Below are 13,269 nucleotides of genomic sequence, written 5' to 3'. Positions count from 1 at the left end.
TCCCCAGTACTGGACGTACTGGGGTGATCCGACAACGCGGCGAGCGTGCGTGCCGGGCGTCGCCGGGCAGGCGGGACTTTCGCAACACGCCCTAGCCCACGGCGTGCCGGGAGCGGGCCATGACGGCGATACCGACGGTCGCCACAAGGCCGTACAGGGCCGGTGCGAGGAACACGAGCGGCAGCCCGAACAGACCGACGCCGAGGCTGCCCGTCAGCCCGCCGAGGGCGCTGGCGATGGCGGTGGAGCTCATGAAGATGGCCGAGGCGGTCGCGACGGCTTCGGGCAACAGCCGCTGGGCGACGATGATTCCCAGGGCGGCGAAGACACCCCACACACCGCCCATGAGTATCTGTCCGGCGAACATGCCGACCGCGCTGCCGGTCAGGGCGAAGCAGAGGTTCGCTCCTACGCCGAAGGCGGCGGCGAAGACCATCAGGCGCATCATGCCGATCCGGCGTGCGACGATCACGGCCACCGGCATCAGGATCAGTTCCACGAAGGGCTGGATGCCGATCACCGCGCCACTGACCGCCGTCGGCAGGTGCATGTCGTTGTGCATGTAGAGCGTCAAGTAGCCGTACTTGATCGGCTCTCCCGCGTAGACGAGCACATACAGCCCGGTGAAGGCCAGCAGGGGCAGCATGGCGCGCGTGCCCGGGCGCTCGGCCGGCGGCTGTGGTGTGGCCGTGCTCGTGGTGTCAGGGCGTGCCGAGCGGGTGCTCCTCATGCCCATGGGGACGATCTGCGCGAGGGTGCACAGTCCGGTGGCCACGAACATCGCGCGCGGTCCGGCGGCGGCGGCCAGCAGCGCGCCTGCGACCGGGCCCACGATCCAGCCGGCCGTCAGCGCCATGCGCACGATCGAGACGATCCCGTCACCGACGGGGCTGGCGGTCGCCTGCAAGTCGTCGTGCACCGCGGCGAACAACTGTGATCCGGCCGCACCGGAGAAGGCCAGGACCACGGTGCCGATCGCGAACGGCATCCACACCTGGTCCGACAGGGCCATGGCGGACCAGCCGAGGAATCCCATCAGGGCGCACAGCCGGAAGAGCCCGAGCCGTCTCCCCGTACGGTCCGAGCGTGCGCCGATGAGGTATCCGGCGACCGGGGCGGTGATGCTCGTGAGGTAGTACAGACCGGCCGTGGTCAACGAGACGTGGAGCTCGTCCACGAGGAACAGGGTGATCTGCGGGGCGGCGGCCGAAGCACCCAGCCCGGACAGGAACAGCGCGAGGGTCGCCCCGCGGTAGAGGGGCGAGTTCCACACCGCGCGCACCGCGGACGGAGTGGCCGCGACGCCGTCGGCGGCGAGTGCTCGTGACAAGGCAGGCCCCCCGGGCAGATCAAGCACAAGAGGTCACACACCATATCTATGAACAGTCAGGACATCAACGATGTTCATAAGACTGCCTTTAGATCAGGATCCTTGTTTGTTATCGGCACGGCGATTCCACGCCTCCGGACGGATCACCGCTGCTTCCCGCGACGGCCGAACAGAGCGGAGCGCCGCCCTGTTCGGCCGTCGCCGAGGGAAATGAGACTCTCTGCGGAACGCCCGACCGGACCGTCCTCACGCGTCCGCGGTCAGGTGGATCACGGCCGCCGGACAGCGGGCTGCCGCGTCGAGTACCACCTCTCGCCGCTCGGACGGGGGGCTGTCGTCGAGTACGACGACCAGGCCGTCGTCGTCCTGGTCGAACACGTCAGGGGCGGCGAGCACACAGACTCCCGCCGCCACACACTTCCCGGTGTCGGTGTGAACACGCATCAGAGCACCTCGTCCCAGGTGACCGGGAGCGCGGCGGGCCCGGTCACCACGGTGTCGGTCTTGAACTCGATCTGCTCGAACGGAACGGCCAGACGCAGGCTGGGTATCCGGCGCAGCAGTGTTTCGAGCACCGTTCTCAGTTCGAGTCGAGCCAGCTGCTGGCCGGCGCACTGGTGCGGGCCATGGCCGAATCCGATGTGCCTGCCTGCCTCACGGGTCACGTCGAGCCGGTCGGCCCCCGGGAACTGCTCCGGGTCGTGATTGGCGGACTGGATGGCGGCGATGACGAAATCGCCTGCCAGAACGGGCCGCCCGCCGATCTCGGTGTCGCGGGTGACCTCCCGCATGATGCCCACCCCGACGCCGAGGAACCGCACCAGCTCCTCCACCGCACCCGGCACCAGCCCGGGGTCGTTTCGCAGGGCCGTGAGCTGGTCGGGGTGGTGCAGGAGTGCCAGCACACCGTAACTGATCATGCTGGCCGTGGTGTCGAAGCCCGCGACGAGCAGACCCGCCGCCGTCGCGACCAACTCGGTGTCGGTGAACGGCCGGTCACTACGGTCGCCCCGTTCGATCAGATTGCTGAGGATGTCACCACCGGGCTCATCCCGCCGCCGGCGCACGAGGATGTGCAGGTAGTCGAAGAGCGCCTCGAACGCGGCGGCTTTCTCCTCCGGGTCTGCGGTCGCGGTGAACAGCGCGGCCCCTGCCTTCTGGAACAGCGAGTGGTCGGTGGCGGGGACTCCGAGCAGTTCGGCGATGACGGTGGAGGTGAGCGGTACGGCGAACTGCTGGTAGAGGTCCACCGGCGGGGCCGACTCGCCGAGCGCGTCCAGCCGTTCGTCCACGATCCGCTGCACTGTGGGGCGCAGCCGTTCGATGCGCTTGATCATGGAGAGTTCGGGCCCCAGGATCCGGCGGAACCGCAGATGCTCGGCCCCGTCCATCCGGGAGAACGCGCCCTCCGCCACAGGCGCGTCGGGCGGCATGTCGGCCAGGACGTGGCCCGCCTGTCCCGAACGGTTGCTGAACCGCTCGGGATCGCCGAGTACGTCGCGTACGTCGGCGTAGCGAGTGACCAGCCACGCCTCGATGCCCGTGGGGCCCACGACTCTGGCCACCGGGAGGTCGGTCCTGAATCCGGCGACCTCCGGCGCCGGACGGAAGGGGCATTCCTGTTCACGTGGAAGCGGCAACGGAAGCGGGGCCTCGGCGCCGGAGAGGGTGCTGTGAGGGGAAACAGCCATGGCATTCCCGTCAGTTGGGGGCATTGATGCACGACATGCAAAATGTCCGCGTCAGACAAATTAGCACTCGTGACTGTGCTCCGCACCCACAAGACCGAAGGCGGACCGATCAGTTGCAGCGGAGTCCGGCCGGGGGTACGTTGCGGCGACGCGTCATCCACAGGAAAGGTCTGGGCTGTTCGTGAGGACGGATGTCCCGGAGACGGCGGGACTGCGGGAACGGAAGAAGCTGCTCACGCGCCGGGCGCTGATGGAAGCGGCGACCGAACTGTACGAGCGGAAAGGCTTTCACGCCACGTCCCTGGAGGACATCGCCGCGGTGGTGAACGTCTCGCCCCGGACCCTCACCCGCTACTTCGGCTCCAAGGAAGGCGTGATCCTGGGGTACGAGGACGACGACCACGCCGCCCTGCGGCGTGAACTCGCCGCGCGTCCGGCCGCGGAATCCCCGCTGGAAGCACTGCGGGCCGCCACCCTCGCCGTGATCGACGGCAGTTCGGGGGAGGACGGCGAACGCTACCTGCGCGTCCAACGGTTGATCTTGGCCAACCCTCCCCTGCTGGCCAAGAGCCTGGAACGGACCACGGAGCAGTGCCACGGGCTGGCGGGTCTGCTTGCCGAACGCATGGGGGTGGACCCCGACACCACCATGTACCCGCGGCTGGTCGTCGGCGTGGTGGGGGCGGCGGTACAGACCGCGAAAGAGCGCTGGCTGCGCCTCCCGGGCGAGCCGGCGGAGCGGTTGCCGGATCTGGTCAGGGAAGCCCTCGACCTTCTGGCGCCCCAGGGCGTGTCCACCGACTGAGGCCGGCTCGAAGACTCAGCCGGTGCGGTCCGCGAGCCCGTCGACCCAGGTGCGGACCGTCCTGGCCGTGGTGACGGCGTGTTCCTCCACGATCGTCCAGTGATCGCCCGGGACCTCCACGGTGTCGCACGGACCGGGCCAGGAGTCCTGCCCCGCGCGTCCGGCGGAGGTGCCGCCGTGGGTGTCCGCCTCCGGCGGTTGGCCGGCGGCGCGGACCAGCAGGATGGGCACGTCCGGGGGTTCGGGGTGCCACCCCCGGAGCATCCGGGTATACGCGCCGAACGCGGTCAGGGCCATGTCGTCCACCGCCGTGTCGAACTCCGCTCCCATGGCCAGCGCCGTGCGGGCGGGCATGGCGAGCAGCCACGGTTCGGCCTCCCGTTCGGGGGTGACGTGGTAGGTGTCGAGGAGGATCAGTCCGGCGGGCGGAGTGCCCGTGGCCGCGAGTCGCGCGGCGACCGCGTGGGCCGGGCACCCGCCCATCGACCAGCCCACCAGGACGGGGCGGCGCCCGTCCAGCCGCTCGCGCAGGGTGGCCGTGTGCAGGTCCACCAGTGTCCGCCAGTCGCGGGGCGGTGCGTCGCCCGAGGTGACCCCCGGGTGCCGCATCTCCCACACGTCCCGGTCCTCCTCGAAGTGGCGGGCGAGCGTGGCGTACCAGGGCCTGCCCAGGGCCGGGGAGAAGCCGGGGAAGCACACCAGCGGCGGCCGGTCGGCCTCTCCCTTGGCCAGGTGGAGCGGGTCGAGGGCGTGCGCGGCGGAATCCTCGGGACCGAAGCCGGGGACCGCCAGTGAGGCGGTCACCAGCAGATGCATCGCCGAGACGACGTCACCCGTCGCACACACGCGGCGGTAGAGGGAGGCGAGGGTCTGGGGGGACCGGGCTCTCGCGGGACGCGCCGGCCCGGCGGCGGCCGCCTCCTCATGGGGCGGCGCCGCGGACAGCTCGGCGAGCAGATGCTCCGTCAGCTGGTCGCAGGTGGGCAGGTCGAAGGTGAGAGTGGGGGGCAGCTCCAGACCGGTGAGCAGGCTCAGCCGGTTGCGCAGCTGAACGGCGGCCAGGGAGTCGAGGCCGAGTTCGCTGAGGGCGCGGTCGGCCGTGACGGCGTCCGCGCCGGTGTGCCCGAGTACGTCGGCGACCGCCTCACGGACCAGTGCGAGCAGAGCGGGGCCGTGGTCGGCTACGGGTAGCCGCGCCAGCCGTTCGCGCCACGCGCCCGGCGTCTCGTCCGGACCGGGGCCGGTACCGGAGGCGGCTCCCCCGCCATCACCGGGCCCCCCGCCGTCACCGAGCCCCCTGCCGTCACCGGCTCCTCCACCGTCACCGGGCCCCCCGCCCTCACCAGGGTCCCCGCCGTCACCTGGGCCCCCGTCCGCGCCCGATGGAGTGCCGGACGGACCGGACAGGTCCCGCAGGGGCGGCGGGAGGGGCCGCCGGGAACGCGAGGCCGCCGGGTCCAGCGGCAGCGGCGCGAGGACGGGCTCGCCCGTCGCCAGGGCGGCGTCGAACAGCGCGAGGCCCTCGGCCGCGGTGACGGCTCGGACCACGCCGTCACCCGTCCGGCCGGTGCGGGCGGCCATCCCCTCGCCTCCCGCCCACGGCCCCCACGCCAGCGAGAGCGCGGGCAGTCCCCGGGCCGTCCGGTGCAGCGCGAGGGCGTCGAGGAAGGCGTTCGCGGCGGCGTAGCCGGCCTGGCCGGGGTTTCCGAGCAGGCCCGCCGCCGAGGAGAAGAGCACGAACCGCGACAGGGGCAGCTGCTCCGTCAGCTCGTGCAGGTGCCAGGCCGCGTCCGCCTTCGGCCGCAGGACGGCCGCGACACGCCCGGCTGTCTGGGCCTCCAGCACACCGTCGTCGAGGACGCCCGCCGCGTGCACCACGGCGGTCAGGCCGACGGAGCACGTGGAGATCACCCCGGCCAGCGCGGAGCGGTCGGCGGCGTCACAGGCGACCACATCGATCCGGCCGCCGGCCCGCTCGATCCGCTCCCGCAGCCGCCGCGCGGCGGGCGCGTCCGGGCCGCTGCGGCTGGCGAGTACCAGCCTGCGTACCCCGTGACGCTCCACCAGATGACCGGCCAGCAGGGCGCCGAGCGCCCCTGTCCCGCCGGTGATCAGCACCGTACCGTCCGCCTCGAACCCGGCCGCGCGGGCGGGCTCGGCGGCCGTCGGCCGGGTCAGCCGGGGCATGCGCACCGTGCCCTCGTGCACGGCGAGTTGGGGTTCGCCCGTCGCCAGGGCGGCCGGCAGCCGGTGCACCGACTCCGGGTGGCCGTCGATGTCGACGAGGGTGAGTCGGCCGGGGTACTCGGACTGGGCGCTGCGCGCCAGCCCCCAGACCGCGGCGGCGGCCAGGTCGGGGTCCGCGCCGGTGGCACCCCGGGTCACCAGGACCAGGCGGCTTCCCGGGGCCAGGGCGGGCAGCCGATCGCGCAGCAGCTTCAGGGCCCGCGTGACCAGGTCGTGCGTGCCGGCCACCGGACCCGCGGACGGGCCGGGCGGAGCCAGGGAGACGACGAGGACGGGGGCGGGCGCCGCGGCGGATCCGGTGGAGGGCACCTCGGGCCGCGGCCCGGGGACGGACGCGCCGCCGCCCGGGGCTGTGCCCGCGGCCGGCACGGGCCGCCCGGCGCCGGACAGCGTCGCGGCCAGGCCGAGGTCGTCCGGCGCGCCCACCTCCCAGGCGGGCGGGGCCGAGCGGGCCGGGGCGGCGGACGTCCAGTGCGGCCGGTACAGCGGTTCGGGCCGCGGGATCCCGCCCGCGCCGTCGGGGCCGGGTATCGCGCGGGTGGTCAGTTCCGCCACCCGCAGCACCGGCCGCCCGGCCGGGTCGGTGAGGTCCGCCGCGACGGTGTCCCCGGTGTGACGGAGCCGGACCCGCAGGGCGGTCGCGCCCGCGGCCTGGCGGCTGACGCCCCGCCAGGCGAACGGCAGCCGACCGGTCCCACCGGGCTGTCCCGGATCCGCGGGGAGCAGCAGCGACGCGTGCAGGGCGGCGTCGAACAGCGCGGGATGGAGGCCGTAACGCTGTGCCTCGGCCACGGCCTCCTCGGGAAGCCGTACGTCGGCCAGCAGGTCGTCGCCCTGCCGCCACATCGCGCGCACGCAGCGGAACGCCGGGCCGTACTCGTGACCCGCCTCCGCCAGGCGCTCGTAGGCTCCGGTCAGATCGACGGGCACCGCGCCCGGGGGCGGCCAGGACTCCTCGTCGCCATGCGCCGGCCCGGGCCCGTCGGCCGACGCGCCAACGAAAGGCCCCAGACGACCGGTGGCGTGGTGGGTCCATGCCCCGAGAGGGCCGCCGTCCCCGGGGCGCGCGTGCAGGTCGACGGTCCTGCGGCCGGCCGGGTCCGGCGCGCCGAGCGCCACCTGTACCTCTACGCGCCCGCCGGAGCCTGGCAGGTGCAGCGGGCGCAGCAGCGTCAGTTCCTCCAGTTCCGTCAGGCCGCAAGCCGCGCCGGTGTGGAGCGCCAGGTCGGCGAGAAGGGTGGCGGGCACCAGTACCCGGCCGTGTACGACATGGTCGCGCAGCCACGGCTGCCCGGCCTCCGACAGATGGCCGGTGCTCAGCACACGGTCCGTGTCCGGGAGGCTCGTCGTCGGGGTCAGCACCGGGTGCCCGGTGGCGTGCGCGGTCGTGTCCGCGGGGCCCGCCGCGGTGGCGGAGGGCTCGGCCAGCCAGTGGCGCTCGCGCTGGAAGGGGTAGGTGGGCAGGTCGACCTGCCGGGCGGGCGGGCCGGGGTGTCCCCGCCTGACCGCTTCCCAGTCGACCGGGAGGCCGTGCGCGTGCAGCCGGGCGAGTGCCGCCAGGAGCGTGCCGGGTTCCCGTTGGCCGGGCCTGGTCGTCGCGGTGAACACGCGGTCCTCCGGCTCCCCGACGGTGCTCAGCGCGGCCGAGGTGAGATGGGTACCGGGGCCGGCCTCGGCGAAAGCGGTCACCCCCGCTTCGTCCACGAGATGGCGTACGGCGTCGGCGAAGCGCACCGTCTCACGGGCGTGGCGGACCCAGTACTCCGGGGAGCGCAGATCGTCCCCGGTGGCCGGGCGCCCCGTGAGGGCCGAGACGACCGGGACGCCGGGCTCGTGAAAGGTGGCGCGCGACACCACCTGGGCGAACGCCGCCAGCACCGGTTCGACCAGCGGCGAGTGGAAGGCGTGGCTGGTCCGCAGGCGTTCGGTGCGGCGCCCGCGGGCCTCGAAACGTGCCGCGACCGCCGTGACCGCCCGCTCGGCCCCGGAAACGACGACCGACCGGGGGCCGTTCACCGCCGCGACCGCCACCGGCCCGGCCGCGGCCGGGATCCTCGCGAGTTCCGTTGTCGCCTCCACCTCGGTGGCATCCAGGACGACCATGGCGCCGCCGGCCGGAAGGCGTTGCATCAACCGTCCCCGAGCGGCGACCAGATGGACGGCGTCGTGCTCGGTGAGGATCCCGGCGGCGTGCGCCGCGGCCAGTTCCCCGACGGAGTGTCCGGCCAGGACGTCGGGCCGTACACCCCAGGAGACCAGCAGCCGGAAGAGGGCGACCTCGAACGCGAACAGGCCTGCCTGGACGACATCGGTCCGGTCGAAGGCGTCCGCGTCCTTCCCCGGCTCGGGCCACAGGCTCTCGCGCAGCGGCCGGTCCCCCGCGCCGACGGCGTCGAACCGGTCGCACAGCGTATCGAAGGCGTCGGCGAAGACCGGGTAGGCGGCGTGCAGTTCCCGGCCGAGGCCCGGCCGTGCGGCGCCCTGGCCGGTGAAGAGCAGGGCCAGCCGAGGGCCGGTGCGGACCGGTGCGGCCGCGGTCGTCCCGGCGGCGATCCGGTCCAGTCCGTTCAGCAGGCCGGCGCGGTCGTCCGCGGGTACCGCCGCCCGGTACCGGAGCGCGGCGCGCGCGGTGGCGGCGGAGAACGCCACGTCCCCGAGGGGCTGTTCGGGCCGCTCCCGGAGGAACGCGGCCGTACGGCGTGCCTGGGCCCGCAGAGCGCCCGCGTCGGCGCCGGACAGCAGGAGCGGTGGGTGCGGGGCGGCCGGGGCGCCGCCGTGCTGCCCCGCGTCCCTGCCCCGCTCCACGACGGGCTCCTCCAGAATCACATGGGCGTTGGTGCCGCCGATACCGAAGGCCGACACCGCCGCGCGGCGCGGCTGCCCGGGGGCAGGTCGCCATGGCTGCTCCCGGGTCAGTGGCCGTACGGCGCCGGAGGTCCAGTCGACCGCGGGGGACGGCTCGTCGAGGTGCAGCGTGCGCGGCAGCACGCCGTGCCGCATCGCCAGTACGGTCTTGATGACCCCGGCGACACCGGCCGCGGCCTGGGTGTGTCCGAGGTTGGACTTGAGGGATCCGATCCACAGGGGCCGGTCGGCCGGGCGGTCGTGCCCGTAGGCGGCGAGAAGCGCACCGGCCTCGATGGGATCGCCGAGCGGGGTGCCGGTGCCGTGCGCCTCCACGGCGTCGATCTCGGCCGGGGTGAGCCCGGCGGCGGCCAGGGCGTCGCCGATGAGCCGCTCCTGGGCGGGTCCGCTGGGCGCGGTCAGGCCGTTGGACGCGCCGTCCGCGTTGACGGCGGAGCCGCGGAGCACGGCGAGCACCGGATGGTTGTCGCGCCGTGCGTCGGCGAGCCGTTCCAGCAGGACCAGTCCGACGCCCTCGCCCCAGGCGGTTCCGTCGGCCGCCGCGGAGAACGGCTTGCAGCGGCCGTCAGGGGAGAGCGCGCGCAGCCTGCTGAACGCGGCGAACGGCACCGGACTGGCCATGACGGTGGCGCCGCCGGCCACGGCGAGGGAGCACTGTCCCGAGCGCAGCGCCCGCGCCGCCCAGTCCATGGCCACCAGCGACGAGGAGCAGGCCGTGTCCACGGTCACCGCGGGCCCCTCCAGGCCAAGGGTGTAGGCGATGCGCCCGGAGGCGACGCTGCCCGCGGATCCGAGCGCGAGGTGGGCCTCGTACGCGTGGCCCCCTCGGTGCAGCAGACGGCCGCCGTAATCGCCGTGCATCACTCCGACGAAGACGCCGGTGTCGCTGCCGCGCAGGGCGGTGGGGGCGATGCCCGCCCGTTCCACGACCTCCCAGGCGGTCTCCAGCAGCAGCCGCTGCTGGGGGTCGGTGGCCGATGCCTCCCGGGGGGACATACCGAAGAAGGCCGCGTCGAAGTCGGCGGCCCGGCGCAGGAACCCGCCGCGCCGGGTGACCGAGGTGCCCGGCCGGTCGGGGTCGGGGTCGTAGAGGGCGGTCAGGTCCCAGCCCCGGTCGGCGGGGAACGCGGAGGTGGCGTCCGCTCCGTCGGCGAGCAGCCGCCACAGCTCCTCCGGCGTGCGGACGTCGTCCACGGGTCCCGGGAAGCGGCAGGCCATCGCGACGACGGCCACCGGCTCGTCGGGTGGCCGGACGTCGGCGCGGGTGCCGGCACCGGCCGGGCGGGGCGCCGGGGGCGGGGCGTCACCGCTGGTGCCGGGACCGGCCGGGCGGGGCGCCGGGGGCGGGGGGCCGAGCAGCGCGTCGTGCAGGAAGCCGGCCACCGCGTCCGGTGTCGGACGGTCGAAGACCAGGGTCGGGGGCAGGTCGAGGCCCGTGGCCCTCCCGAGCCGATCGCGCAGCAGCACGCCCTGGAGGGAACCAAGTCCCAGGTCGGCGAAGGTCTGTTCGGGATCGGGTTCGGTTCCCCGGGCCTCGTCCGCCTCGGCGGTGGCGTCGAGGACGAGGCGCAGCACGGTACGGCGCCGCTCCGGGGCGGGCAGTGCGAGCAACCTGGCGCGCAGCCCTGCACGGATGTTCGCGTCATCGTGTGCGAGGGCCTCGGCCAACTCGGCGGCGAGGACGGTCCGTCGGATCTTGCCGGAGGAGGTACGGGGCAGGGGCGCGCTCTCCCTGATCTCGTCCGGCACCTTGAACGCGGACAGCCGCTCGCGGCACGCGGCCCGTAGTCCGGCGAGGTCGATGCCCCGCGGGCCGGGGACGACGAACGCCACCGGGACCTCTCCCAGCACATCATGGGAGCGGCCGACGACCACCGCCTCCGCGACTCCGGGGCAGGACAGCAGCACCTGCTCCACTTCCACCGGGTTGATGTTCTGGCCGCCACGGATGATCAGGTCGCCCACACGGCCGGTGACCCGCAGCCCGCCGCCCGATGTGCGGTGGCCGAGGTCGCCGGTGCGGTACCAGCCGTCCCGCAGGACCCGCGCCGTGCTCTCGGGGCGGTTGTGGTAACCGGTCATCAGACCGGGGCCCCGCACCCAGATCTCGCCCTCGTCACCGTCCGCGACGGTCTCCGCGGAGACCGGGTGGGCGATCCGGACATCGACGCCGGGCAGCGGCCGGGGCACACGGTCCGGGCCCGGTGTCCCGGGCCGGGCGAGCGCGATCTTGCCGCTGGTCTCGGTGGCGCCGTAGCCGTCCAGCAGCGGTGCGCCGAGCAACTCCTCCACCGAGGCGCGCAGTTCCGCGGGGCAGGGTGCTCCGGCGGTGACGCACACCCGCAGCCCGCCGGGGACCGGCCCGGACCGCCGCAGTGCGCTCTCCATCAGGTGGTAGGTGGCCGGGACCCCGGCCAGCATCGTGAAGGGCTCGTCGGGAGGCTGCCGCCGCAGAGCCTCCACGATGTCCACTCCCCGGTCCAGGAGGCAGGCGCTCGCGCCGGTGGCGACCACCGCGACGACGCTCAGCGACTGCGCGTAGGCGTGGTGCAGCGGCAGCGGCCACAGCAGCCGGTCCCGCTCGGACATGCCGAGGAGCGGTGCGTACCCGGCGGCGGTCGACCACAGTGCCGCCCGCTGGCTCGTCACCGCACCCTTGCGTGTACCGGTGGTGCCGGAGGTGTAGAGGATCCACGCCGGCTCGTCCAGGCCGAGGTCGTCGCGCGGCGGTTCCGGCGCGTCGGTCCCGGCGAGTTCCTCGTACGGCACCGCGTCCGCGGGCGGCCCGGTCGGCGGTGCCACCGGGCCCACGACCACACTGGCCCGCAGCGGAGGCAGCCCGGCTCCCAGCCGCGTCAGCCGTTCGAGGAGCGGCGCCTCGGCCATGGCCGCCACCGCGCCGCTGTCGGCGAGGACATGGGCCAGTTCGTCGTCGGACGCCCCCGGGTCCAGTGGCACTCCGATGGCGCCGGTCCGCAGGGCCGCCAGACAGCTCTCCACCATTTCCACCTGGCTGGGCAGACAGAGCAGCACCCGGTCCCCGCGCTGTACGCCCAGTCGTGCCAGATGCCCCGCGAGGCGGGCCGTCCGGCGCTCCAACTGCGCCCAGGTCACCTCCCGTTGCACGTCCCGGAAGGCGGTCCTCTCCCCCGTGCGTCCAGCGTGCGCCCTCAGCGCCTCGGCCAACGGGCGGACCAGTTCCTCGCGAACGTCCGCCATGCGTACCCCTTGTGTGCTCCCCGGCCCCCCGACCCTCAACGACTATAGGGTCAGCGGGCGTTCGGGCACGTCAGGCACTCCGGACACGGCTCGTCCGGCGGGTCCGGAGTCGTTCTCCGGACCTCGGTGTGTCGGACGAGACACGGAAGGGGCAGGCGATCGCCGCGGATGCGAAGGACGGCGCCGGCGCCTGGGCCCGATTACGCGAAGCGTTCGTAGTCAGCCAGTACTTCGTCGATCACACGAAGATGGATGGCGACCCGTTCGTCCCGGGGATCCGGGCACTCGGCCACCGTCAGCGCGGACTTCCACAATGCCCAGCCCCTGGCTCTGGCCCACGTGCCGTCGTCCTGTCCGACCGCTTGGCGGAACGCCTCACGGCTGTCCTCACGGAACAAGGTCCAGGCGATGGCGAGGTCACAGGCCGGATCGCCGACACCCGAGGTGCCGAAGTCGATGACGGCCGACAGCTTGCCGCCGTCGACGAGCAGGTTGTTGCTGCCGAAGTCGCCGTGGAACCACACCGGCTTTCCGCGCCATTCGGCGGCGAGTGCGGCCTGCCAGACCTCGGTGGCACGCCCCTGGTCGATGCGACTGCCCAAAGCGGCGATGCACCGGTGTGTCTCGTCGTCGTAGTGAGCGGGTGACGCGCCTCGGTAGAAGCTGTGTTCCCCCGCCAGGGGGCCGTGGGTGGCGTCGCAGCGCTGCAGGGCGAGAATGAACCGGGCCACGTCGGTGGCGAACCGGGACAGGTCGTCGATGCGTTCAGGGGAGGCCGTCTCGCCAGGGAGCCAGCGGCGTACCGACCAGGAGTAGGGATATCCCTCGCCCGGGGCCCCCTTGGCCAGGATGGTGGGCACAGCCGCCGGCAGAGAGGGAGCCAGGCGGGGCAACCAGTCACATTCCTTGTCGACGGCGGGGGCGTAGCCGGCGGCGGTGGGCAGACGCACGGTCATGTCGTCACCGAGGCGGTAGGTGCGGTTGTCCCAGCCGTCCACCGCCACCGGGACGACCGGCAGATGCCCCCATCGCGGGAACTGCGTGGTGATCAGCCGCTTAACCAGGGCCGCGTCGATTCCTGCGCGGCCGTCGGGAACAGTCGAAAGCATCCG

The 13,269-nt window shown here is 73.7% G+C and carries 6 protein-coding genes; 1 reads left to right on the top strand and 5 read right to left on the bottom strand.

Annotated features, from left to right (window positions below; translation table 11 throughout):
* Positions 1 to 91: 91 nt before the first annotated feature.
* From AB0M67_RS39485 to AB0M67_RS39475, 3 genes are all read right to left on the bottom strand, one after another.
* Entirely contained in the window at positions 92 to 1,330 is a 1,239-nt protein-coding gene (locus AB0M67_RS39485) for an MFS transporter (RefSeq protein WP_365752786.1), read from the bottom strand.
* Positions 1,331 to 1,576: 246 nt separating this feature from the next.
* Positions 1,577 to 1,774, bottom strand: coding sequence for a ferredoxin (locus tag AB0M67_RS39480; RefSeq protein ID WP_365752785.1), 198 nt, complete (start codon positions 1,772 to 1,774; stop codon positions 1,577 to 1,579).
* Positions 1,774 to 3,021 (bottom strand): cytochrome P450, encoded by a 1,248-nt coding sequence (locus tag AB0M67_RS39475; protein WP_365752784.1) that lies wholly within the window; start codon positions 3,019 to 3,021, stop codon positions 1,774 to 1,776. The genes AB0M67_RS39480 and AB0M67_RS39475 overlap by 1 nt, the downstream gene beginning before the upstream one ends.
* Before the next feature lie 181 nt (positions 3,022 to 3,202).
* On the opposite strand from AB0M67_RS39475, the gene AB0M67_RS39470 reads away from it, so the two are divergent.
* Complete coding sequence (locus tag AB0M67_RS39470) at positions 3,203 to 3,826, top strand: TetR family transcriptional regulator (protein ID WP_365752782.1); 624 nt, start codon at positions 3,203 to 3,205, stop codon at positions 3,824 to 3,826.
* A 15-nt stretch (positions 3,827 to 3,841) separates the two neighbouring features.
* Here AB0M67_RS39470 and AB0M67_RS39465 read toward each other — a convergent pair whose 3' ends face one another.
* Both AB0M67_RS39465 and AB0M67_RS39460 read right to left on the bottom strand, forming a co-directional pair.
* Positions 3,842 to 12,157 (bottom strand): type I polyketide synthase, encoded by an 8,316-nt coding sequence (locus tag AB0M67_RS39465; RefSeq protein ID WP_365752780.1) that lies wholly within the window; start codon positions 12,155 to 12,157, stop codon positions 3,842 to 3,844.
* A 200-nt stretch (positions 12,158 to 12,357) separates the two neighbouring features.
* Positions 12,358 to 13,266 (bottom strand): aminoglycoside phosphotransferase family protein, encoded by a 909-nt coding sequence (locus AB0M67_RS39460; RefSeq protein WP_365752778.1) that lies wholly within the window; start codon positions 13,264 to 13,266, stop codon positions 12,358 to 12,360.
* Positions 13,267 to 13,269 lie beyond the last annotated feature (3 nt).

Source organism: Streptomyces sp. NPDC051662 (assembly GCF_040681655.1).
Taxonomy (GTDB): domain Bacteria; phylum Actinomycetota; class Actinomycetes; order Streptomycetales; family Streptomycetaceae; genus Streptomyces.
The sequence above is the reverse complement of the archived record's forward strand: the minus strand, read 5'-3'. Positions and strand labels throughout refer to the sequence as shown.